The organism is Azospirillum largimobile (assembly GCF_977007025.2).
The window spans coordinates 619,316-642,385 of record NZ_CDRMUA020000003.1 but is presented as its reverse complement, the minus strand read 5'-3'; the positions used below and the strand labels follow the sequence as shown (position 1 = coordinate 642,385).

The window sequence follows — 23,070 nt, the reverse complement described above, 5'->3', positions numbered from 1 at the left end:
CTCGGCTGCGGTCGGTCAGTCATCGGCAGGGAGCAGATGGGGGTTCCAGACGACCTCCCACAGATGCCCGTCCGGATCCCGGAAATATCCGGCATAGCCGCCATAGAAGGTGTCCTGCGCGGTCTTGACGATTTCGGCGCCGGCGCGTCCTGCGGCCTCCATCACCTCGTCCACCTCGCTCTTGCGCGCGACATTGTGCCCGATGGTGACGGCGGTGGAACTGACGGGAGTTTTGGCCAAGCCGGTGTCGTGGCAGATGTCGTCCTGCGCCCAGATCGCCAGCTTCAGTCCGCCGGACAGATCGAAGAAGGCGACCGCGCCATGGTCGAACTCGCGGCCGATGATGCCGTCGCTGGGCAGCCCGAGGCCGTCACGATAGAAGGCAAGCGCCCGGTCGAGGTCGGCGACGCCCAGCGTCAGAACGGAAATTCTCGGCTTCATGTCCATACCCCTGCTATCGGCGCCCGCATCATGCACGCACCCTGATAGTCTTGGGCCGTTGCCGTTGGGTCGTTACCCTGGCAACGGAAGGACCCGCATGGCGGGGGCCGGGCCAACCGTCCCGAGCCTAACCTGTTTCAGACGGTCCAACGCTATCCTCCGGGCCGGGGGCGGTCAAGTCCGGCGCCCTTCGCCGCCATCGCCGGGGCTATCGCCATCGTGACATGTATGGTGGTAAAAGCTGAGTGAGCAGCACGCGGCCCCAAGCCGGGGAGTCGGTTTCAGCGCGAAAGGACAAGCCATGGCCGTCGCCAAGACTACGATCTGCCTCCGGTTCGACAAGGACGCCGAGTCCGCCGCCCGCTTCTACGCCGCGACCTTCCCCGACAGCGCCGTGCACGCCGTCCACCGCGCCCCCGCCGACTACCCGTCCGGCAAGGCGGGCGACGTTCTGACGGTCGAGTTCACCGTCGCCGGCATCCCCTGCCTCGGCCTGAACGGCGGCCCGGCCTTCACCCACAGCGAGGCCTTCTCGTTCCAGATCGCCACCGACGACCAGGAGGAGACCGACCGCTATTGGACCGCCATCGTCGGCAACGGCGGCCAGGAGAGCGCCTGCGGCTGGTGCAAGGACCGCTGGGGGATCTCCTGGCAGATTACGCCGCGCGTGCTGACCGATGCGTTGGCGGCGGGTGGAGAGGAGGCCAAGCGGGCGTTCGAGGCGATGATGGGGATGACGAAGATCGACGTGGCGGCGATTGAGGCGGCGCGTAGGGGGTGAGGGAAATTGGGAGGGAATGTGGAGGAGGTGTGTCGGCTGGTGACCCAAAGCGGACCATCATTTTCGACCGCTTTGCGCCAGAGCAGCCAGTGCCGTTCAGCGCAAGCTGGCCCTATACGTGACCCTGATGCCTTCCGCCAGTCAGGGGCGCGGCACGATTTCCGAATGCCCGGCGCTGTGCCTCACTCATAAACGGCGTCGCGCGGGCCGGTATCTCCCAACGCCATTTTGACGAAGGCGTCAGCCGTCAGGTCTGCGTCGAGCAGCGCGCCATGGTGGGCGAAGCGATCACTCCGGTCGAGCCAAAGCCGATCACACAGCGCATCGAGCGAGCCGGAAGCACCGGGGAAGACCGCGTGCGACATCTCCTTGGTACAGATGAACCGGTCCGCCGAGAACGTGTCGGCACCCCATGCGGCGCGTCCGCAGCGCGCGAACTCGTAGTTCAGGAAGTCCATCTCATTCTCATAGGCATGCGCCACCAGAAGATCCTCGCCCAGAAAGGCGAGAAGCGCGTCGGCCACCTCGGGGAAGCGGGGCGCCGCCTTCAGGTCGGCGGGCTTGATGCCGTGCACCTTGATGGCGTCGGGATGGAGAGGGGCGTCGGGGTTGACCCGCGTCTCCCAGCTGCGCACTTTCCTCCAGGCTTCGCCCTCTCGGATGATCTCAAGACACCCGATTTCGATGATGATGCCGGGCTGACGCAGGCCCTTGGGCGCCTTACGGATGTCCTGGAGGCTCGGCAGGCGTCGTCCGGTCGTCTCGATGTCGATCGCGACCAGCCGGTCACGTCCTTCCCATGGCTGCATGCTCATTGAGATCCAATCTTTCATTGGTGGAGCCACCTGTGGCACGGATGTGAAACAAGGACAACGCTCTGTCACACCGTCCAGAGTAGCATGGCGAAAGCGCCGGCCGCCGATCAGCGACACCACGGTCACAAGCGGCCGGCCCATGCCACCGAAGCTCTTGATTCTGATAGGTCAGGATCTAGAGTCGTTAGTATAAGACATGATGGGCGCGACCACTGGCGAGCAAGGAGTATCGCTGTGAAATTTCCCGGCCCCGAGCATCCCATCACGATCATCCCCAACCCGAATCGGATCCGTGTCGTCTTCGCCGGCCGGGTCGTTGCCGAAACGGCACGCGCCCTGACGCTGACGGAGGCGAAGTTGCCCGTGGTCCAATATATTCCCCGGGCGGATGCCGACATGACGGCCTTCGAGCGCACGGCGCACGCAACGCATTGCTCTTACAAGGGCGATGCCACTTACTACAGCCTGCGCGTGGGTGATCGAATGGCGATCAACGCTGTCTGGACCTACGAGACTCCCTATCCCGCCGTGGCCGCCATCCGCGAACATTTGGCGTTTTATCCGGAACGCGTCGATTGCATCGAAGAGCACGCGGCCACATAGCGGCATCCGGCGGAAGGCTCCACATGCGGTGTGGTTCTCATCGCAATGCCAGCTGCGTCTGCTCCTGACCCAAAGCGGACCGTTGTGTTAGCTGCGCCGAGGCAGCTTTCGTTTTTCCTTCAAGTGCACAGCCAACCAATGTACGGTAGGAATTTCATCTAACAATGGTAAAAGTGCCAATCTTGAGTTAATGTTGCGCTCTTCCACTTCGCTGTATGCAGCCATGCCTATTGAATGTTGCATTAGATAAACTGGAGATATCATGTATACTTTTCTTGAAATTGCGGGGAAGAAAGTTTATTCGTTTGAAGATCACGCAACCGCGTTGCTGCCCTGGGCTGAATTGTCGTGTGTGTCATCGACAAAACCTTATTTGATTACCTTGGATTTCCATACTGATACTCATCCCGCGTTTTTAAATCACTGCTTCTGGAATGTAAGTCAAGATCCCGACAAGGCAGGTCCGGAAAGGGATAGGCTGTGCAAAAATTTAAATAAACATGATACGATCAGCATTAATAACGCAATCAGCTTGCTAAAGCATGATGAACATATAGATGCAGCAATAAAATCAGACATTATAAACCACTCATTTACCATACAACGAGAATCTTCGTCAACTCTTTCGAGGGAAGAGGAAGATTTTTTCGAAATGGATTTTATGTATACTTTTCAAAATCCTCGGCCCAGACCCCCTTTTACCTATTCCGTCCCAGAAGACCGGATGTTTGTCATCGGACAAACTTGTGCAATAGGGTGTCCGAGAGGTCCGCATGACGATCAATGTATTATAGATCATATCAATCAGGCAATTGAGGATATTTATCTTCAAGCTTGTCTTAACGAAATGACAACAATGAGTGTGACATCCGGCCTTGGCGCTCTCACTGAAAGACCATATATTTTGGATATCGACCTTGATTATTTCCAAACTTTCAGATCGGTTAATCCAATTAGCTCTACTGTATTCCACGATTTAATCCGTGGAGCATTAGGTATTACCATAGCAAAAGAAAGTGTGTGCGTTGAGATGGGAAGAAAAGAAGAAACTTTAGACAGTTCATATCTGCTTAATAAAGTTCTAGATCACATCCAGGTCGCATTATGCGCGCGGCAACCGTTCTCCAAAGACGTTTTCAGCAATTAATGGTAAACATATAATAAAAATAAGGGCGATAGTTATGACGCGCGGCCGTCAATAGTAATTTACTTCGGCCCCTTCCACTAGAGATCCAAATCGGCAGTCCAAACGTCTGCTTCCGGCTGGACGCTCTAACAGTTGGATCAAGAGATGGCCGTTTGCCGAATGTCCGCTCCTGGCGCAGAACAGACCCTCACCCCACCCCCACATCATCCCGGATGCACGCCACCGAATGCCCCGGCGCCACTTCCCGCAGCGCCCTAGCCTCCGGCTCCGCACAAGCCGGCAGCGCGAAGGGGCAGCGGGTGCGGAAGACGCAGCCGGACGGCGGGTTCATCGGGCTCGGCACGTCGCCGTCCAGCAGCATGCGGGTCTTCGGCGCGTCGGGGTCCGGGTCGGGGGCGGCGGACAGCAGGGCCATGGTGTAGGGGTGGCGCGGGCGCTCGTAGAGGGAGTCGCTCGGCGCGATCTCCATCAGGCGGCCGAGATACATCACCGCCACCCGGTCGCTGATGTAGCGCACCACCGCCAGATCATGGGCGATGAACAGCACCGCCAGCCCCAACTCGCGCTGCAGGTCGCCCAGCAAATTCACCACCTGCGCCTGCACCGAGACGTCAAGCGCCGACACTGGTTCGTCCGCGACGATGAAGTCGGGTTCCACCGCCAGCGCGCGGGCGATGCCGATGCGCTGGCGCTGGCCGCCGGAGAATTCGTGCGGGAAGCGGTCCATGGCGTCGGCGCTTAGGCCCACCTTCTCCAGCAATGCGGCCACGCGGTCGCGGCGGTCGGCGCGGGTGCCGATGTTGTGGATCGTCAGAGCCTCGCCGATCACGTCGCGCACGCGCTGGCGCGGGTCGAGGCTGGCATAGGGGTCCTGGAAAACGATCTGCATGCGGCGGCGCTGCGCCCGCATCTCTGCTGTCGGCAGGCCGGTGATCTCCTGCCCGTTGAAGCGGATGGAGCCGCCGGTCGGCTCGATCAGCCGCAGGATGCTGCGCCCGGCGGTGGTCTTGCCAGAGCCTGATTCACCGACCAGCCCCAGCACCTCGCCGCGATTGAGGTCGAAGGACAAATCGTCTACCGCCTTCACCCAGCCGACCGGCCGTTGCAGCAGCCCGCCACGCACAGGAAAGCGCTTTTCCAGATTGCGGACGCTCAGCAGGGGCTGTTCGGTCATGATTTCGGCGGTCCCAATAGCGGTGCTCATTGCACGTCTCTCCAGCGGCGGCAGCGGGCGGAATGGTCGGGGCCGACCGGCTCCAGCACGGGTTCGGCGGCGGTGCAGGCGGGTTCGGCCAGCGGGCAGCGCGGGGCGAAGGTGCAGCCGGCCGGGCGGTTCACCGGGCTCGGCACGCTGCCGGGGATGGCGTGCAGCCGGCCGCCGTCGCCGCGGCGCTGGCCGAGATGCGGCATGCAGGCCAGAAGCCCGCGGGTGTAGGGGTGCTTGGGCGATTTCAGCAGGGAGCGCACATCGCCTTCCTCGACGATGCGGCCGGCATACATCACCACCACCCGGTGCGCCACCTCCGCCACCACGCCCAGATTGTGGGTGATGAACAGGATCGAGGTGCCGGTTTCCTCCTGCAGCCGCCGCATCAGGTCGAGGATCTGCGCCTGGATGGTCACGTCCAGCGCGGTGGTCGGCTCGTCGGCGATCAGCAGGGTGGGGCGGCAGGCCAGCGCCATGGCGATCATCACGCGCTGGCGCATACCGCCCGACATCTGGTGCGGATATTCGTCCAGCCGCCGCTCCGCCGCCGGGATGCCGACCTTCTTCAGCATGGCGAGCGCCTCCGCCCGCGCCGCCCGGCGGTCGAGGCCCTGGTGGTAGCGCAACGCCTCGCCGATCTGGTCGCCGACGGTGTAGACCGGGTTCAGCGAGGTCATCGGCTCCTGGAAGATCATGCCGATCTCGTTGCCGCGGACGCTGCGCATGGCGCGCTCGCTGAGGCGGGCGAGGTCGCGCACCTGCCCGTCGCGGCCCCGGAACAGGATCTCGCCGCCGGCGATGATGCCCGGCGGCGACGGGATCAGCCGCATCGCCGACAGGCTGGTCACCGACTTGCCGCTGCCGGATTCGCCGACGACGGCCAGCGTCTCGTTGCGGCGCACGGCGAAGGAAACGCCGTCCACCGCCTTCGACACGCCGGGATCGGCGGTGAAGTGGGTTTGCAGGTTGCGGATGTCGAGCGTGAGGTCAGCGTCCATGACGGGATCCCGGTAAAGGGGAAGCGGAGGGTGGGTTCAGCTTTGTCGAACTTGGAGTGAAATCGTGAACTCACCCATTTCGGATACCCTTCTCCCCTTGCGGGAGAAGGGTTGGGATGAGGGGTGCAGTAGGCCGCAGGCCTAGGAAACAGAGGTTTGCGTCCCCTCACCCCAACCCCTCTCCCGCAAGGGGAGAGGGGCTTTGTCTATGCACGAGCCTTGGATGCAATTGCCCAGATCGCCGGTTCAGCGGGTGCAGCCGCGGGCCGGCACCGGCCAGTCGCCGGCGACCTCGCCGTTGCGGCTGATCGCCATGCGGTCGTGCAGGTTGGTCACCACGCAGACATGGTTGGGCAGGATGCGCACGCGATCGCCGATCTCCGGCTTCGCCTCGCTGTTGGTAAGGTCGACCACCGCATGCTCCTCGTTGACGCGGACGATCACCGCGTCGGGGTAATCGAGGATCAGGCCGTAACCCTCACCCACCGACGGGGCGACGCGGTCGCTCGACAGCGTCTTGCTGCCGCAATCCAGAACGGCGCGGTCGGGGGTGGGGCGGCTGACCACGGTGGCGTGGACATGCACGGCGCACTCGTCCAGAGTCGCCACCCCGGCGCCGACGGTGGCGCGGTCGTGATAGATGTAGGTGCCGACGCGCAGCTCGGTCACGCCGGGAAGCTCGTGGGTGTCCCAGCAGCCGGGGGTGCCGCCGACCGACACGGTGGTCACGGGAATGCCGGCATTCTCCAGCAACGCGCGCGTCTCGGCGACGAAGGGCACGGTGCGGGGGCCGCGCGGGTAGGTCATCAGGCCGCGGAAGCGGGTCAGTCCATTGCCGGCGGCGCGGCGGGCCAACTCCAGCACCTCCGCCGGGGTCTGCACGCCGCAGCGGCCGTCGCCGCTGTCGAACTCCACCAGGATGCCGATCTCGACGCCGGCCTCGGCCGCGGCGGCGGCCACGGTGTCGAGCGCGACGGCGTTGTCGAGCGCCACCGTCAGCCTGGTCTTGCCGGCCAGCTCGGCCAGCGGCTTCACCTTGGCGGCGCCGACGATGGGGTAGGTCAGCAGGATGTCGGCACAGCCGGCCTCGGCCATCACCAGCGCCTCGCTGATCTTCTGGCAGGTGATGCCGACGGCGCCCAGCTCGATCTGGCGGAGCGCGAATTGGGGAAGCTTGTGGGTCTTGATGTGCGGGCGCAGCGCCAACCCGTGCCGGTCGCAATAGGCCTGCATCTTGGTCAGGTTATGCTCGACCCGGTCGAGGTCGATGACGGGGACGGGGGTGTCGAGATCGTCGACGCGCATGGGACCGCTCCGGAACGCGAAATGAGGGAAGGGGCCGATCCCGCCGGTAAAGCCGGCGGGATCGGCCATGCACAAAAGATGTTACGCTGCAGACGGCAGGACTGCGATGCAGTCGATTTCGACCTGGATGTTGTTCAGCTGGCAGCCGATGGTGGTGCGGGCCGGCGGCTCGGTCGGGAAGAACTCCGAATAGAGCGCGTTGTATTCCTGGAAGCGGCCGAGGTCGCTGAGGTAGCTGTTGACCTTCACCACATGGGCAAGGTCGGTGCCGGCGGCCTTCAGGATGATCTCCAGGTTGCGCAGGGTCTGGCGCACCTCGCCGGCGAAATCCTCGGGCAGCGCGCCGGTCTCCGGATGGTGCGGCCCCTGGCCCGACACATAGACGAAGCCGTTCGCGACGATCGCGTGGCTGTACTGGCCGGCGGGCTTCGCACCCTTTTCGGCGAAGATCGGCTTGCGGTTGGTCATTCGGTCCTCACAGGTTTTGCAAATATGTTCTTGATGGATCAGGCGCGGGCCAGGGCCTTGCCCGGACGCGCGCCGGTGTGCCCGCCGTCGCGCAGGACGAACTGTCCGGCGACGAGCACGTCGGTGATGCCGTGGGGCGGGCGCGTCGGATCCTGGAAGGTCGCGCGGTCCGCCACGTCGGCGGTGAACAGGGTCAGGTCGGCCGCCATGCCCGGCCGGATCAGCCCGCGGTCGGACAGGCCGAAACGCTGGGCCGGGACGGCGGTCATGTGGCGCACGGCATCCTCCAGCCCCAGCCGCCCCTCGCCCTTGATCGCGCAGGCGAGATAGCGCGGGAAGCTGCCGAAGGCGCGGGGGTGCGGCTTGCCGGTCTCGCGCGGCAAGCCGTCGGACCCCAGCATGTGCAGCGGGTGCGACAGCGCGGTTTCCAGATCGGCTTCGTCCAGCTGGAACATGACGATGTTGGTCCGGCCGCGGTCGATGGCGATCAGCCGGACCAGCGTGTCGAAGGGCTGCTCCCACCGCGTCTCGGCGATTTCCGCCAGCGACATCCCCTCAAGATCGCGCAGATCCTCCGCCGAGACGCCGCCGATGCGGACATTCTCCCAGCCGATCAGGCGGATCTTGGATTCCCAGCCGGCGTCAAGCGGCGCCTCGCCGTCTTCCACGGCGCGGCGCAGGGCCGCCAGACCGTCGGGATCGGCCATGCGCGCCAGCAGCCCCTCCACCCCGCCGGCCAGGGCCGAGGGGGGCAGAAGCTGCAGGATGGTGCTGGAACCGGCCGGGTAGGGGTACATGTCGAAGCTGACGTCGGTGCCGTCGTGCCGCGCGATCTCCAGCCGCTCCACCGCCCGTGGCAGGCTGCCCCAATAAGGCCTCCCGGCGGCTTGCAGATGGGAGAGCAGGCCGCTCGCCCCGCCGGCTTTCAGCAGGTCGAGGAACTCGTCCACCGAGGCGATCAGCCCGCCTTCATAGGAGCGGACATGGGCGGTCAGCAGCGCGCCATGCTCGGCCACCACCTCCGCCAGCCGCACCAGTTCCGCCCGGTCTGCCCAGGCGCTCGGCGGATAGACGAGGCCGAGCGACAGGCCATGCGCGCCCTGGCGAAGCTGCTCGGCCAGCAGGGCTGCCATCGCTTCGCGCTCTGTGGCCGTGGCGGCGCGGTTCTGCCAGCCCATGACGGCGAGGCGCAGCGCGGCGTGACCGACCAGCGAGACGAGGTTGATGGCGGTGCCGCGCCCGTCGAGTGCCGCGCGGTAGCCGGCGAAATCGGCGAAGGTCTCCTGATCGGACACCGTGCCCAGAAGATTGCCGAAATGCTCGCGCAGGGGGGCGCTGCTGTCCGTGTTCTGCGGGTACAGCCCGAAAGAGCAGTTGCCGACCACCACGGTGGTGACGCCCTGTGCCACCTTTTCCGGCCGGCCGGGCTGGCGCAACTGGATCAGGTCGTCGTGGCAATGGGCGTCGATGAAGCCGGGGGCGAGGAAGCGGCCCTGCGCCTCCAGCTTTTCGGCGTGCGGCGCGTCCAGCATCGGGCCGACCGCGGCGATGCGTCCGCGCTCCACCAGCACATCCGCCGGAAACCAGGGGGCGCCGGTGCCGTCGATGACGCGGGCGCTCTTGATGAGGAAAGTGGCACTCATCTCATTTCGCCTTCTGGAGCCGGGGGTCGAGCGCGTCGCGCAGCCCGTCGCCGACGATCTGCAACGACAGAACGGTCAGGACGATGGCGCAGCCGGGGAACAGGATCAGCCAGTCGGCCTGCTGGAAATACTGCTGGGCGCCGGCGATCATGTTGCCCCAGGTCGGGGTGGTCGGCGGCACCCCGACGCCGAGGAAGGACAGCGCCGCCTCCGTCAGGATCGCGTAGGCGAAGATGAAGGTGGCCTGCACCAGGATCGGCGAGATCAGGTTGGGCAGGATGTGCAGGAAGACGATGCGCGGCGTGGAGGCGCCGAGCGCCGTCGCCGCCTCGATGAACGGCATCTCGCGGACCACGAGGCAAGCGGCACGCACCACGCGGGCGACGCGCGGGGTGTAGACGATGCCGAGCGCCAGCACGACGTTGTAGAGCGACGGCCCCAGCGCCGCCATGAAGGCGATGGCCAGCAGGATGTCGGGAAAGGCCATCAGCGCGTCGGTCAGCCGCATTAGCACGCCGTCCAGCGGCCGGATATAGCCGGCGGCGAGCCCCAGCAGCGTACCCATCAGCGTCGCCACCACCACCACCAGCAGCCCGACCAGCAGCGACAGCCGGGCGCCCAGCATCACGCGGGACAGCACGTCGCGGCCATATTCGTCAGTGCCGAACCAGTGGGCGGCGGATGGCGCTTTCAGCCGGCCGAGGATGTCCATCTTCATCGGGTTGAAGGGGGTGATCCACGGCGCCAGCAATGCCACCGCCAGGATCGCTGCCATGATCAGGAAGGACAGCACCACCAGCCTGCGCCGGAACAACTGGCGCATCAGCAGGGCTGCCGGCGAGCGGCTGCGCGGCGGCTTGGCGGAGGAGGGAAGGGTGACGCTGCCGTGACCGGCGGGGACGCTTGCCATGGAAACCCTCCCTCTCAATAACGGACCCGCGGATCGACCACGGCATAGAGCAGGTCGACCGTCAGGTTGATCAGCACATAGATGGCGGACACCACCAGCAGGGCGCCCTGGATCACCGGATAGTCGCGGCGCAGCACGGCCGAGACGATCAGGTTGCCGACGCCGGGCAGGCCGAACACGGTTTCCGTCACGATGGCGCCGGCGATCATCACCGCGGTGGTCAAGCCGATCACCGTCAGGATCGGGATCATCGCGTTGCGCAACGCATGCTTCAGCACGACGACCAGCGGCGGCAACCCCTTGGCCCGCGCGGTGCGGACGTAATCGTTGCTCATCACGTCCAGCATGCTGGTGCGGGTGAAGCGCAGGATCAGCGCCGAGTTCGGAATGCCGAGCGCGATGGCCGGCAGCACCAGATGGCGCATCCGCTCCATCAGGTCGGCTTCGGGCGGGCCATAGCCGGCGACCGGGAACCAGGCATGGTCGACCGCCAGATACTTGATGAGCGTCAGCCCGATCCAGAAGCTGGGAATGCTCGCCGCCAGCATGGCCAGCCCGACCGCGGTCTGGTCGATCAGCCCACCGCGCTTGGCCGCCGACAGGATGCCGATGGGCACGCCGATCAGCATGGCGATCCCCACCGACATCATCGTCAGCAGCGCCGTCAGCTCCGACCGTTCGGCCAGCGCCTGCGCCACCGGACGGTTGAGGAAGATGGACTCGCCAAGGTCGAAGCGGACGATCTGCCCGAGATAGAGCAGGAACTGCGTCAGCAGCGGCTCGTCGAGCCCCAGCCGGCCGCGCAGCGCCGCGATGTCCTCCGGCGTGGCGGAAGACCCCAGCATGACGGCGGCGGGATCGCCCGGCACCACGCGGGCGATCACGAAGACCACCATGGCGACGAGCAGCATGACGATCATCATGCCGGCGAACCGGCGGACGAAGTAAACGAGCATGGTTGCGGTCCCGGACTGAGGGGAGACATCCAATCGCCCTCTCCCGTCCCGGGAGAGGGAGGGGACCCGCCGAAGGCGGGGAGGGTGAGGGGGAATCCAAGAAGCCGAAAGCGCATGGTTCCTTGCGCCACCCCTCACCCTTCCCACCGCTTCGCGGCGGGCCCCTTCCCTCTCCCGGGGCGGGAGAGGGAGCTTTCAGCCCCCCTCAGCCCTTCAGTTCGGTGTTCCAGAAGAAGGGCCAGGGCGTCGGCGTGTAGCCGGTCAGCTTGTCGCTGCTGGCGGCGAGGTTGTAGAACTCGCCGACCTTAACGCTGGGCACCTCGCTGTAGAACAGTGTCTGCAATGCCACCCACTTCGTCTTGCGGGCCGCCGGGTCCATCTCGCGGTTGAAGGCGGCAAGCGCCTCGCGCTTGGCGGGGCTGTCCCACCAGCCGGGATAGCTGGGGTTCAGCACCGTGATCAGCGACGGTTCCGGCACGAAGGTGTGATAGGTGAAGAAGGCATCCCACCCCTTGTCGTCGCCGCGGCGCTGCAGCAGGGTCGCCCAGTCCAGCACCTGCAGATCGACCTTGAAGCCGGCCATTTCGAGCTGGGCCTGCGCCACCATGCTCATCTTGTACAGGAACTCGTACTGGACCGAGGTCATGATGCGGATCGGCTCGCCCTTGTAGCCGGCGGCCTTCAGCAGGTCCGCCGCCTTGCCCGCGGCATGGTCGCTGTAGGGCTTGGCGCTGGCCGCATCGAAATAGGGCGTGCCCTGGGCGTAGATCGACCCCTCCGCCTGGACGAAGGCGGGATCGCCGAGGCCGGCCAGCAGCATGTCGTTCGGCTCCAGCGCCGCCAGAACCGCCTGGCGCAGCTTCGGGTTCGCCATCACGCCGGTCTTGGTGTTCATGATCATCAGCGGGAAGCCGAAGGGCTTGACGATCACCGGCTTGACGCCGGCGGCGTCCTTGATGCGCGGCAGGGTTTCCGCCGGCAGGCTGTCGGCGAACTGGTACTGGCCGGCCAGCACGCCCGACACCCGGGTCGCGGCGTTCGGCACCGGGACGAAGCGCACCTCGCCGATGGCGGCCTTGCGGCTGCCGGCATAGCCGCTGGGCGTGCCGGCGGGAGAGGCGTAGCCGTCGTGGCGCACCAGCCGGATATACTGGTCGGGCTTGTGCTCCAGCAGCTTGTACGGACCGGTGCCGATCAGCGACTTCAGCGCGCCCGGCCCGTCGATCGCCGATTTCGGCACGATGGCGGCGGCGCCGTTGTTCATCGCCAGCAGCGCGGTCAGCGGCGCGAAGGGCTCCTTCAGCGCGATGACGACGGCGTCCGCACCCTTGGCGCTGATGCTTTCCACCAGCGGGGCGACGGTCTTGCCGCGCGGCGAGGCCTTGGTCCAATGGTCGAGCGAGGCGACCACGTCGTCGGCCGTGACGGTGCTGCCGTCATGGAAGGTGACGCCGCTGCGCAGGGGGATGGTGTAGGTCTTGCCGTCCGCCGACACCTGCGGCAGGGCCGACGCCACCAGCGGGGCGAGCTTCCAGTCGCCGTCGAAGGTGAACAGCGTCTCGAACATGTGCTGGGTGATGATGCTGACGAGGTCGGACGTGGTGCCGACCGGGTCCAGCGTCGGCGGCTCGCCGATGGTGGCGACCGTGACGACCGAGGCGCCGCCCTGCTGGGCCTGCGCCGGCGTGGTCCAGGTTCCCAGGATTCCAGAGGAAAGCCCGCCGGCGGCCAGCGTCGTGCCGAGGGCGGTGTTGAACAGACGTCGCGTGATCCCTGTCATTTCTGCCTCCCCGACCGTTTGTCCGAAATATCGGACATCGGTCTTGTATTCCAGACAAGAGAACGGTATATCGGACAAACATCGCTGGCAAGCCGAAAATCCGCGTGCTAAGCGATAGTGCGGCAAGAGGGAGCGTGGATCAGATGACGGGCGACGGTCTGGCGGAGAAGCAGATTTCCGAGAAGACGACGGGCCGCGCCCGCGGCATCGACCGCGTCATCGCGCTGATGGAGCATCTGCACGACCGGCGCGCTCCCACGCGCATCGCCGACATCGCCCGGGATACCGGCACCCCGCGCTCCACCATGTACGAACTGGTCAACACGCTGGTCGAGGCGCGCTGGCTGGAACTGCGCGACGGCGAGGGCACGGTCTATTTCGGGCCGGCGATGCATTACTACGGCAGCGATTACCTCGACAGCGTCGACCTGATCCGCAAGGCGCGGGTGGAGGTCGCCCACATCGCCGAGACGGTGGGGGAGACGGCGCAGTTCTGTACGCTGGAAGGCGACAAGTATCTGGTCGTGCTGAATGAGCCGGGCCGGCGCATGTTCCGCATCAGCTCCGAGATCGGGATCAAGGTGCCGATCCCCTGGACGGCGTCCGGCCGGTTGCTGGTCGATCACGTGGCCGCCGACGAAATCCTCCGCTTCATTCCGCCCGAAGACTTCATCCTTCCCGACGGCCGCCGCATCGCCGAGGACGAGTTCCTGGAGGACATTCGTCGTGCCCGCACCCAGGGCTATGTCCGTACCACGGCGCTGGTCGACCGTTTCACCACCTGCCTTGCCGCCCCGGTCCGTGATCCGGCCGGCCGCTGCATCGCCACCATCTGCTTCGTCGTCCCGGCCGACACGACGGAAGAGGCGCAGCAGGCGATGATCGATACGCTGAAGGCCAGTGCCGAGCGGCTGTCGCCGGGGCGCTGACGGCGGTTGCGCCAATTCGGCGCATCGGCCGTTGCCATTGACACAACCCAACCCACATGTCTTTAATCTGAACAGACGGCAGCCAGTAATAGCGCTGCGAAATCCCCCATAAAGCCCTGTAGAGCGCTGCGAACGACGCGGAGACCACAAGAAAAACTCCGTATGACGTCTTTCACAGCGCTATGCTGCAATGCGAAATGACGAGTGCAGGGATGTGATGTCTCCGCTTTTGCGGCGGCGTGATTGTGCCAATATCTTCCTCAACAGGCCGCTGCATCGGCCGCCGGAAATCCAAACCGACATTGAAGGAAGATCATCATGACCTCGTATGAAGCCCAATTCGCTGCCGCCAACGCCGAATATGCCGCCAAGTTCGCCATCGTCCGCTTCGTCATCGGCGCCCTGCTGTTCGCGGCCGTCGCCGGCATCGCCAACGTGAACACGCCCGCCGTCCTGGCCGCCGACGAAGTCCGTGCCGCTGTCGCCCTGGAAATGGTGCGGACCATGCCGGTGACGGTGGCCGACGCCACCAACTGATGTGGCCGGGGGAGCGGGTTTCCTTCAACCGCTCCTCCGTTTCGTGATCTTGCAGGCCAGTTCCTGTTTGCTGGGAAGTCCCCGGCGATCCAGGAGGAACCGATGCCCCGCAAGCCTGAAGGCTCCGACGACAATGACGACCGCAAGTCCGGTCAGGACCAGGTGCCGAAACCTCCCTCCCGCGCGGAGGTCGAGGAGATCAGCCGCTCCCAGGACTATCTGACCGACGACTGGACCGGCGAAGGCGGCAAACCGGACGAGGATCGCCAGCCCGGCTGACGCCGCCGGCATTTCCCCACAGCACCCATTCTGCCGATCGGGCTGGAAGCCGGAGGATTCCGAAAGCTTGCCGGCCCGAATCCATATGCGCAACACAGGTCCATCGACTGTGGCTAAGCATTGGGACTGGAGAGCTTACTTGGCCGTCATTCCCCCGAAGGCGGAAATCCAGGCTTTTCCGGGAGAGACCCCATCTGGGAACCCTGGCTTCCCGCCTTCGCGGGGATGACGGAAAGTTCTCGGTGCGGCAGGGGTTTAGTCGATGCCGGACCTATGTGCGTCATCGGGTTCATGCCCGAACCCGACACCCGAAGCCGCCGGAAAACCCATTCGGGACTCTGCCGGATTACATCCGCCGCCCTCAGGCTTAAGCCATCGGAGAAGTGGACGAATCACGGAACTTGCGGTCCGTCCCTCCTGTCGAAGGAAGTCCCCTTCCCCAGACCGGAGAGACCGGGATGCGCCACTCCCTCCTCGCCCTGCTGTTCGCGACCGTCCTGGCTCCCGCCGGCGCAGGCGCCCAGGCAGTCGCCCGGGAAACCGGTGCTGACATCGGCGCTCTGATCAGTGGCGGCTTTCAGGCCGATCGGCCGGTCTGCCCTTCCGGCGACGACGGCTGCGCCCGCTTCGTCGGCGATTTGAATGGGACCGTGCCAAAGCGGGGCGGGGCGAAGCAGCCGGTGGTCATCGGCTCCTCGGTCTACATGCTGACCCCCTGGCAGGCGGAGCGCGAGCGCCGCTGCCTGGCGCTCGCCGGCTGGGCCGAGGCGCGGGGCGAGGGTGCCGACGCCATGGCCGCCGTCATGTGGGTGGTCGCCAACCGGGCCGCATCGGCGTCGCAGCCGTCGCTGCCCTGCCGCGTCGTCGTCGCCGCCGGCCAGTTCGAACCCTTCTCCCCACCCCAGCAGGTGGAGCCGGAGAAGCGCCGCAAGCCGATCAAATCGGCGAAATCCCGCGCCAAGCAGGCCGAGCCGCAACAAGTGGCGGAGGACCCCCGCGTCGTCAACCGGGCGGAGGCCCGGCGCATCCTGGCGGAAATCCGTCGTCAGGCACAGGTGATCCGGGCGGGCGGCATGCCGTCCTGGCCGAAGCTGCGCACGGCGCCGGACCAGGAGGCGCTGCGCCTCGCTCGCGGCCTCGCCTGGAACCTGAACGACGACGAGATGCCCGATCCCACCGCGCGCGCCTCGCTGTTCTACAGCCCGCCCACCCAGGCGGCGCTCCGGCGCCAGAAGCCGGATTGGGCGGAGGCGCGGCTGCGCACCGCCTCCATCGGCGACCATTCCTTCTACCGCTATCCGCCCGCCCCGGCCGAACGGACCAGCCCGGCCGAAACCCAGGTGGCCGAGGTCGGCGAGTAAGGCGTCCGCCTATTCCCGCCGTTCGCCCAGCCGCATCTGCATGCGGGCCAGCTCCGGGGCGTTGCGCGCCTCCATCTTCTCCAGCACGCGGGCGCGGTGGGTCTCCACCGTGCGGATGCCGATGGAAAGCCGCTGGGCGATGATCTTGTTGGGCAGGCCCTCGGCGACCATTTCCATCACTTCCAGTTCGCGCGGGCTGAGCAGGGCGAGCCGCCGGCGGATTTCCCCGGCCTCCACTTCGTCGCGGCGGGCGGCGAGGTCGCGCTCGAAGGCCTCCTGCACCCGTTCGATCAGCAGATCCTCGTCGAAAGGCTTCTGCAGGAAATCCACGGCGCCCGCGCGGAAGGCCCGGACGGCGGCGGTCACGTCGCCATGGCCGGTGATGATGATGACGGGCAGGGTCAGGCCGCGGCGGATCATCTCCTGCTGCAAATCCAGCCCGTCCATGCCCGGCATGCGGATGTCGAGGATCGCGCAGCCGGGCTGGTCGGGCGACGCGGCATCCAGGAATTCCGCCGCCGAAGCGCAGCAGCGCACCGACAGCCCGGCCAGATCCAGGTGGAGCGCCAGGGCATCGCGCACCGCCTCGTCGTCGTCCACCACGAAGGCGACAGGCTTCTCGATCATCATGCAGACTCTCCTTGCCTGTCCTTCGCATGCACGGGAATGGTGAACTGGAACACGGTTCCCCCTTCTGCGCCATTCGCGGCGCCACCGCCACTGCGTGCCGTCAGCGTGCCGCCATGGGAATCGACGATGGTGCGCACGATGGACAGCCCCAGCCCCATGCCGGTCGGCTTGGTTGTGACGAAGGGCGCGAACAGGTTGCGCTCCACCACCTCGGCAAGGCCGGGGCCGGTGTCGCGCACGCCGATGGCGACGAAACCGGGCTGGGCCGCCTGACAGGCGAAGATCACGATGCGCCGCCGCCCCATCTGTTCACGGTCCGGCTGTTCCTCCGGCCGGGCGCCGTCGGGCGTCATTGCCTCCGCCGCATTGCGGACGAGGTTTAGGATCGCCTGCTGCAATTGGACCGCATCGCCGGCAATGGCCGGCAGGGCGGGAGCGACCTCCGCCGCGATCTCCACCGCATGCCGGCTGGCGAGCGGGCCGGCCAGCGTCAGGCAGTCGGCGATCAGCGTGGCGACCGGCAGCGGCGCCCGATCGCGGGCACCCTTGCGCACGAAGTCGCGCAGGCTGCGGATGACGCGGTCGGCCCGCTCCGCCTGAGTGACCGTCTTGTCGAGGATCTCCATCAGCCGGGGGGACGCGTCATCCAGGCGCGCGATCTTGCGGGCGGCGCGGGCGTAGCCCATGGTCGCCGCCAGCGGCTGGTTCAGCTCATGGGCCAGCGCCGCCGCCATTTCCCCCGCCTCGATCAGGCGGGAGGCGTGGGCAAGGTCGGACTGCCGCACCCGCAGCCTGTCCTCCACCCGGCGTCGTTCGCTGACCACGGCGCCCAGCAGCAGGATGGTGATGGCGAGCGTCAACATCAGAAGCTGGAAATGCGCCATGCGCGCGGTGTCGACGCCGGTCGCCTGGATGGCGGCGATCAGCCCGGCCTGCGTGGCGGCCGACGCCAGCACCGCCCCGCCCAGCCCGTGCCGCACCGCGACCGCGATGGCCGGCAGGAACAGAAGGTAGAAATGCTCGTACTGCGACGAGGCCAGCGGACCGAAATCGAGCCACAGGGTGAAGCCGATCAGCGCGCCCTGGGCCAGAATCTCGGCGGCACCGCTCCATGACCAGCGCAGCGCCGGCATGCGCCGTACCATCAGCACCATCGGAGTCAGGACGGCGATGCCGATGATCTCGCCGGTCCAGAAGCGCAGCAGCACCTCCGGAAAACGCGCCCATTCGAACAGCCCGGCCGCCGTGTGGACGGCGATGAAGCCCAGCCCGATGACCAGAACCGCCGCCGCGCTGCCGCCGAGCAGCAGGACGATGTCACGCAGGCTGGACAGCCCCGGATCGATGACCTTGCGCAGCATCCCTCCCGCCGTCCCATAGCCCAGGGCGACGATGCCATTCGCCAGAAGGGGCGTTCCCAGGGCGACCGGGAGGTCGCGGACCACGATGTCGGCGACGGTCAGTCCCAGCCAGACCAGCGGCACCGCGCGCAGGCCCAGCAGCACCGACAGCCCCATCATCAGGCCGGCCGGCGGATTCCACGGCGTGATGTTGATCGACGACACCGCATGGATGAAGCTGATCCAATCCAGGAACATATGGGCGGCCAGATAGGCCGGAATGAACATCCATCGGCGGCGGATAGTCTGTGGCATGGACCGATGGTAACGCCAACCGGTCCGGACTGCATCAGGTGAAATGATCCGCCCCGTATTACTACGGACATTCGGCAGAGCGCCGCGCGACCCTTTCAGGTCCGTATTTCCCGGCATGGACAGACTGCGGCCGACTTCCGATCATCAAGGGGTCTCTGCAAATGAATCGAAAGTCACGATGGCGAGCCTCCGGCGAATTCTGCTGGCAACCGACCTGGAACCGAAATCGGACCGCGCGTTGGAGCGCGCCGTCCATCTCGCCCGCCGGTTCGATGCGGAGTTGACGGCGCTGCATGTCGTCGACGGCACCGGCGGTCCCTATGGCTGCCTGCCGCTGCACCATGTGGAAGCGGAACTCCAGCGCCACATCCTGGCAGTGCCCGGCGGGATGGAAATCCGGTCCCAGGCGGTCGCGGTGCGCGGCGACGCCGTCGAACACCGGGTCGCCGGCTATGCCGGGCTGTGGCTCCCCGACCTGCTGGTGGTGGGACTGCACCAGCGCGACCGTGTGGCTGACCTGTTCCTGGCCTCCACCGTCGAGCGGATCGCGATCGCCGATGGAACGCCGATGCTGATCGTGCGAGACAAGCCGCTCCAGCCCTATCTGCGGGCGCTGGTGCCGGTCGATTTCTCCGAACGCTCGCGCCCTTCGGTTGACGGCGTGCGGATGCTGATGCGGGAGGGAAGCATCCACCTGCTGCATGTCGTCGATCTGCCGGGGATGGCGGGCCGGTCCAGTTCTCCCCTGGACACGGCGCCCCTGGACACGGCGCAGGTCGCGCACGATTTCCGGAAAGTGCTGGGCACCCCGTCCGGCGAACCGGATCAGGAACCGGCGGTCGAGACGATCCTGCTCACCGGTTCTCCGGGGCGGCGGATCGTCGATCTCGCGCGGGACGGACGGTACGATCTGGTCGCCCTGGGCTCCGCCCGGCGCAGCGGCGTTTCCCGTGCCCTGCTGGGCAGCACGGCCTCCGAAGTGATCGAGGCGCTGCCCTGTGACGTGTTGATCGGCGGTACGGGTGGCGTTCGGTCCCCGGTGCCCGCCTCCACCTTTGGCCTCAATGGAGAGTCGGATGCCGGAGAACCAGATGGCCATCACTGAGCTTTTTTCCGCGGCCGACGTCATCCTCGACGCCGCTCCCGCCACCAAGCCGGCCTTGCTCGACCGGCTGGCGGCGGAGGCGGCGACCCGGAGCGGCCGGCCGGCGCCGGAAATCCTGGATGCCCTGCTGGCGCGCGAGAAGATCGGCTCCACCGCGCTCGGCAAGGGCGTGGCCCTTCCTCATACGGAGCTTGCCGAACTGGCGGCCCCGGTCGTCCTGTTCGCCCGGCTCCAGCGCGCGATCGACTTCGACGCGCGCGACGACGAACCGGTCGATCTCGTCTTCCTCGCCCTGTGGCCGGCATCGAACCGCAAGGGGCTGCTGGCCGCCATGGCCGAGATCTGCGGGGCCCTGCGCGATCCGCAATCGGTGCGCCGGCTGCGCGGTGCGAAGACGCCCGCCGACGCGGCCCAGATCGTCCTCCAGGCCGTCGCCCGGGATGGGGAGGATCCGGACATCGTCAAGGATCCGGACGACGCGCCGCCCGGCCTCTGATCCCGCCCGGCCCTTGATTTCGCCCGGCTCCGCCGATCCATTCGACCGTAGGACTTCATGCCCGACGCACTGCTGCTCCTGATCGCCGTTGCATTCCCGTTCGCCGGTGCGCTCGTCGCCGGGCTGCTGCCCACGCATGCGCGCAACGCGGCGGCGTGGCTGGCCGGCGGCGTGGCGCTGGTCGGGCTGGCGATGGTGTGGTCCGTCTATCCGACGGTGTCGGCGGGCGGCGTGGTGCGTTATTCGGCCGAATGGATGCCGACGCTGGGGCTGGACTTCTCCTTGCGCATGGACGGCTTGGCCTGGCTGTTCGCCGGGCTGGTGTTCGGCGTCGGTGCGCTGGTGGTGGTCTATGCCCGCTATTACATGGCGGCCGAGGACCCGGTGCCGCGCTTCTTCGCCTTCCTTCTCGCCTTCATGGGGTCGATGACCGGGGTGGTGCTGTCGGGCAACCTGATCCAGCTCGCCTTCTTCTGGGAACTGACCAGCCTCTTCTCCTTCCTGCTGATCGGCTATTGGCACCACACCGCCGCCGCGCGCGACGGCGCGCGCATGGCGTTGACCGTCACGGCGACCGGCGGCCTCTGCCTGTTCGCGGGCGTCCTGATCCTCGGCCACATCGTCGGCAGCTACGAACTGGACGCCGTGCTGGCTGCGGGCGACCGCATCCGCGCGCATCCGCTCTATCTGCCGGCACTGGTGCTGATCCTGCTCGGCGCCCTGACCAAGAGCGCGCAGTTCCCCTTCCATTTCTGGCTGCCGCACGCCATGGCGGCGCCGACCCCGGTGTCGGCCTATCTGCATTCGGCGACGCTGGTGAAGGCGGGCGTTTTCCTGTTGGCGCGGCTGTGGCCGGCGCTGGCGGGGACGGAGGCGTGGTTCTGGATCGTCGGGTCCGCCGGCCTCGCCACCCTGCTGCTCGGCGCATACATCGCCATCTTCCAGCACGACCTGAAGGGGCTGCTGGCCTATTCGACCATCAGCCATCTCGGGCTGATCACCCTGCTGCTGGGCCTGAACAGCGAGCTGGCGCTGGTGGCGGCGATCTTCCACATCATCAACCATGCGACCTTCAAGGCTTCGCTGTTCATGGCCGCCGGCATCATCGACCACGAGACGGGGACGCGCGACATCCGGCGACTGTCCGGCCTGAACCGCCTGATGCCCTTCACCGCGCGCCTCGCGCTGGTCGCCGCCGCCGCAATGGCGGGCGTGCCGCTGCTGAACGGCTTCCTGTCCAAGGAGATGTTCTTCGCCGAGGCGCTGTCGGCCAAGGGTCCGCTGCCGGTCTTTTTCGACGTCCTGCCGATCGCCGCCATGGTGGCGAGCGCCTTCAGCGTCGCCTATTCGCTGCGCTTCATCCATGGCGCCTTCTTCGGACCGGACCCGGTGGACCTGCCGAAGAAGCCGCACGAACCGCCGGCCTGGATGCGCTTCCCGGTCGAGGTGCTGGTGCTGGCCTGCATCGTCATCGGCATCCTGCCGGCCGCCACCGTCGGCCCCTATCTCGACATGGCCGCCCGGGCGGCGCTGGGTGCGGCGACGCCCGAATACAGCCTTGCGGTCTGGCACGGCTTCAACCGGCCGCTGATGATGAGCATCACAGCGCTCATCGCCGGGGTCTGCCTCTACCGCCTGCTGCAGAGCCATCTCGCCAAGGGGATCGAGGGTCCGCCGTTGATCCGCGCGCTGGAAGGCCGGCGCATGTTCGAACGGACCATGGTCTTCCTGTCCTGGCGCCTCGCCCGCACGGCGGAGGGGCTGGTCGGCACCCGCCGCCTGCAGCCGCAGCTTCGTCTGGTGGTGTGCGTGGCGGTGCTGGCCGCCGGCTGGACGGTCTGGCTGCGCGGGTTGGGGCCGGGCAACCTGGTGCCGTCGGGCATCGATCCGGTGCTGGCGCTGATCTGGGCGCTGGGCGCCGCCTTCGCGCTGGGCGCCGCCTGGCAGGCGAAGTTCCACCGGCTGGCGGCGCTGATCCTGCTGGGCGGTGCCGGGCTGGTCGTCTGCGTCACCTTCGTCTGGTTCTCCGCCCCGGACCTCGCGCTCACCCAGCTGCTGGTGGAGGTCGTCACCACCATCTTGCTTCTGCTGGGCCTGCGCTGGCTGCCCAAGCGGCTGGACGTTCCCGGCGCCCGCGGGTCGGAGGCGGTCACCCTGACACGCCGCCTGCGCGATCTCGGCATCTCAATCGCCGCCGGGGCCGGCATGGCGGGTCTCTCCTTCGGCGTGATGACCCGCTTCCCGCCGGAACTGCTGGCCCAGCATTTCCTGGAGCTTGCCTACAGCGAGGGCGGCGGCACCAACGTCGTCAACGTCATCCTGGTGGATTTCCGCGGCTTCGACACCATGGGGGAGATCACCGTACTGGGCGCCGTGGCGCTGACCGCCTATGCGCTGCTGCGCCGCTTCCGCCCGGCGCCGGACAGCGTCGACGTTCCCGAACAGCAGCGCGACCAGAGCGCCTTCGACGCCTCCCAACCCGACCGCGAGGAGGGCGATACGGCGGCGGAATGGCTGTTCATCCCATCGCTGATCGCACGGCTTCTGTTTCCGCTGATCCTGATGGTGGCGCTGTTCCTGCTCCTGCGCGGTCACGATCTGCCGGGCGGCGGCTTCGCGGCCGGGCTGACCGTGGCGATCGCCATGATCCTGCAATACATGTTCGGCGGTACCCAGTGGGTGGAGGCGCGGCTGCGCGTCCTGCCGATGCGCTGGATGGGGGTCGGGATCCTGCTGGCCGCCGGCACCGGGCTCGGCGCCTGGATCTTCGGACGGCCCTTCCTGACCAGCTATTTCGCCTACGCCGAGCTGCCCGTGCTGGGCAAGATCCCGGTGGCGAGCGCCCTGCTGTTCGACATCGGTGTCTTCGCCCTGGTGGTGGGCGCCACCATCCTGATCCTGATCGCGCTGGCCCGCCAGTCGCTGCGCGGCCATCGCGCCGCCGCGCCGCGACCGGCGGAGATGCCGGCCGTACCTGAACCGGTGCAATCCGGGCCGGTGCCGTCCGCCGTGGGAGACGACTGA

At 66.7% G+C, this 23,070-nt stretch carries 22 protein-coding genes; 10 read left to right on the top strand and 12 right to left on the bottom strand.

The features are described from left to right. Positions 1-15 precede the first annotated feature (15 nt). Positions 16-441: a VOC family protein gene (locus tag ACWPKK_RS20490; protein ID WP_452007713.1), complete on the bottom strand. Its 426-nt coding sequence runs from the start codon at positions 439-441 to the stop codon at positions 16-18. Between the two features lie 301 nt (positions 442-742). Here ACWPKK_RS20490 and ACWPKK_RS20485 point away from each other — a divergent pair, with 301 nt between their 5' ends. After that, positions 743-1,222, top strand: a complete 480-nt coding sequence (locus ACWPKK_RS20485) for a VOC family protein (protein WP_452007711.1) — start codon at positions 743-745, stop codon at positions 1,220-1,222. A 182-nt stretch (positions 1,223-1,404) separates the two neighbouring features. Here the strand turns inward: ACWPKK_RS20485 and ACWPKK_RS20480 are convergent, their stop codons facing one another. Further along, positions 1,405-2,037 (bottom strand): 3'-5' exonuclease, encoded by a 633-nt coding sequence (locus tag ACWPKK_RS20480; RefSeq protein ID WP_452007709.1) that lies wholly within the window; start codon positions 2,035-2,037, stop codon positions 1,405-1,407. Positions 2,038-2,271: 234 nt separating this feature from the next. Between ACWPKK_RS20480 and ACWPKK_RS20475 the strand changes: the two genes are divergently transcribed. Together ACWPKK_RS20475 and ACWPKK_RS20470 are read left to right on the top strand one after the other, a co-directional pair. Continuing rightward, the gene (locus tag ACWPKK_RS20475; RefSeq protein WP_452007707.1) at positions 2,272-2,640 is read left to right on the top strand and encodes a DUF427 domain-containing protein; all 369 of its coding nucleotides are present in this window, start codon (positions 2,272-2,274) and stop codon (positions 2,638-2,640) included. A 262-nt stretch (positions 2,641-2,902) separates the two neighbouring features. Beyond that, positions 2,903-3,787, top strand: coding sequence for a hypothetical protein (locus tag ACWPKK_RS20470; RefSeq protein ID WP_452007705.1), 885 nt, complete (start codon positions 2,903-2,905; stop codon positions 3,785-3,787). A 187-nt stretch (positions 3,788-3,974) separates the two neighbouring features. Here ACWPKK_RS20470 and ACWPKK_RS20465 read toward each other — a convergent pair whose 3' ends face one another. The 8 genes from ACWPKK_RS20465 to ACWPKK_RS20430 all read right to left on the bottom strand — a co-directional run bounded on the left by ACWPKK_RS20465 (position 3,975) and on the right by ACWPKK_RS20430 (position 13,054). Continuing rightward, positions 3,975-4,961, bottom strand: a complete 987-nt coding sequence (locus ACWPKK_RS20465; RefSeq protein ID WP_452007704.1) for an ABC transporter ATP-binding protein — start codon at positions 4,959-4,961, stop codon at positions 3,975-3,977. A gap of 26 nt (positions 4,962-4,987) precedes the next feature. Further along, the gene (locus tag ACWPKK_RS20460; protein WP_324869140.1) at positions 4,988-5,992 is read right to left on the bottom strand and encodes an ABC transporter ATP-binding protein; all 1,005 of its coding nucleotides are present in this window, start codon (positions 5,990-5,992) and stop codon (positions 4,988-4,990) included. A gap of 246 nt (positions 5,993-6,238) precedes the next feature. Continuing rightward, positions 6,239-7,297 (bottom strand): alanine racemase, encoded by a 1,059-nt coding sequence (locus tag ACWPKK_RS20455; RefSeq protein WP_452007701.1) that lies wholly within the window; start codon positions 7,295-7,297, stop codon positions 6,239-6,241. 81 nt (positions 7,298-7,378) lie between these two features. After that, positions 7,379-7,765, bottom strand: coding sequence for a RidA family protein (locus tag ACWPKK_RS20450; protein WP_452007699.1), 387 nt, complete (start codon positions 7,763-7,765; stop codon positions 7,379-7,381). Between the two features lie 38 nt (positions 7,766-7,803). Continuing rightward, the gene (locus ACWPKK_RS20445) at positions 7,804-9,408 is read right to left on the bottom strand and encodes an N-acyl-D-amino-acid deacylase family protein (protein ID WP_452007697.1); all 1,605 of its coding nucleotides are present in this window, start codon (positions 9,406-9,408) and stop codon (positions 7,804-7,806) included. A 1-nt stretch (position 9,409) separates the two neighbouring features. Continuing rightward, complete coding sequence (locus ACWPKK_RS20440; protein WP_452007695.1) at positions 9,410-10,318, bottom strand: ABC transporter permease; 909 nt, start codon at positions 10,316-10,318, stop codon at positions 9,410-9,412. Between the two features lie 14 nt (positions 10,319-10,332). Further along, on the bottom strand, positions 10,333-11,274 hold the full coding sequence (locus tag ACWPKK_RS20435; RefSeq protein WP_452007693.1) for an ABC transporter permease: 942 nt from the start codon (positions 11,272-11,274) through the stop codon (positions 10,333-10,335). Between the two features lie 205 nt (positions 11,275-11,479). Beyond that, positions 11,480-13,054, bottom strand: a complete 1,575-nt coding sequence (locus ACWPKK_RS20430) for an ABC transporter substrate-binding protein (protein ID WP_452007691.1) — start codon at positions 13,052-13,054, stop codon at positions 11,480-11,482. A gap of 143 nt (positions 13,055-13,197) precedes the next feature. Between ACWPKK_RS20430 and ACWPKK_RS20425 the strand changes: the two genes are divergently transcribed. From ACWPKK_RS20425 to ACWPKK_RS20410, 4 genes are all read left to right on the top strand, one after another. Continuing rightward, on the top strand, positions 13,198-13,983 hold the full coding sequence (locus ACWPKK_RS20425) for an IclR family transcriptional regulator (RefSeq protein WP_452008251.1): 786 nt from the start codon (positions 13,198-13,200) through the stop codon (positions 13,981-13,983). Positions 13,984-14,301: 318 nt separating this feature from the next. Next, on the top strand, positions 14,302-14,520 hold the full coding sequence (locus ACWPKK_RS20420) for a hypothetical protein (protein WP_452007689.1): 219 nt from the start codon (positions 14,302-14,304) through the stop codon (positions 14,518-14,520). Positions 14,521-14,622: 102 nt separating this feature from the next. Then, the gene (locus tag ACWPKK_RS20415) at positions 14,623-14,799 is read left to right on the top strand and encodes a hypothetical protein (protein ID WP_452007687.1); all 177 of its coding nucleotides are present in this window, start codon (positions 14,623-14,625) and stop codon (positions 14,797-14,799) included. Positions 14,800-15,257: 458 nt separating this feature from the next. Further along, positions 15,258-16,160, top strand: coding sequence for a cell wall hydrolase (locus tag ACWPKK_RS20410; RefSeq protein WP_452007685.1), 903 nt, complete (start codon positions 15,258-15,260; stop codon positions 16,158-16,160). Positions 16,161-16,169: 9 nt separating this feature from the next. Here the strand turns inward: ACWPKK_RS20410 and ACWPKK_RS20405 are convergent, their stop codons facing one another. Together ACWPKK_RS20405 and ACWPKK_RS20400 are read right to left on the bottom strand one after the other, a co-directional pair. Further along, the gene (locus ACWPKK_RS20405; RefSeq protein WP_452007683.1) at positions 16,170-16,790 is read right to left on the bottom strand and encodes a response regulator transcription factor; all 621 of its coding nucleotides are present in this window, start codon (positions 16,788-16,790) and stop codon (positions 16,170-16,172) included. Continuing rightward, positions 16,787-18,445 (bottom strand): ATP-binding protein, encoded by a 1,659-nt coding sequence (locus ACWPKK_RS20400; protein ID WP_452007681.1) that lies wholly within the window; start codon positions 18,443-18,445, stop codon positions 16,787-16,789. Before ACWPKK_RS20400 ends, ACWPKK_RS20405 begins: the two co-directional genes overlap by 4 nt. 178 nt (positions 18,446-18,623) lie before the next feature. Here ACWPKK_RS20400 and ACWPKK_RS20395 point away from each other — a divergent pair, with 178 nt between their 5' ends. The 3 genes from ACWPKK_RS20395 to ACWPKK_RS20385 are packed head-to-tail and all read left to right on the top strand — an operon-like array spanning position 18,624 to position 23,070. Next, positions 18,624-19,550, top strand: a complete 927-nt coding sequence (locus ACWPKK_RS20395) for a universal stress protein (protein ID WP_452007679.1) — start codon at positions 18,624-18,626, stop codon at positions 19,548-19,550. Beyond that, a complete protein-coding gene (locus ACWPKK_RS20390; protein ID WP_452007677.1) occupies positions 19,537-20,046 on the top strand; it encodes a PTS sugar transporter subunit IIA in 510 nt (169 codons plus the stop codon). Before ACWPKK_RS20395 ends, ACWPKK_RS20390 begins: the two co-directional genes overlap by 14 nt. A gap of 57 nt (positions 20,047-20,103) precedes the next feature. Continuing rightward, positions 20,104-23,070, top strand: a complete 2,967-nt coding sequence (locus tag ACWPKK_RS20385; RefSeq protein WP_452007675.1) for a monovalent cation/H+ antiporter subunit A — start codon at positions 20,104-20,106, stop codon at positions 23,068-23,070.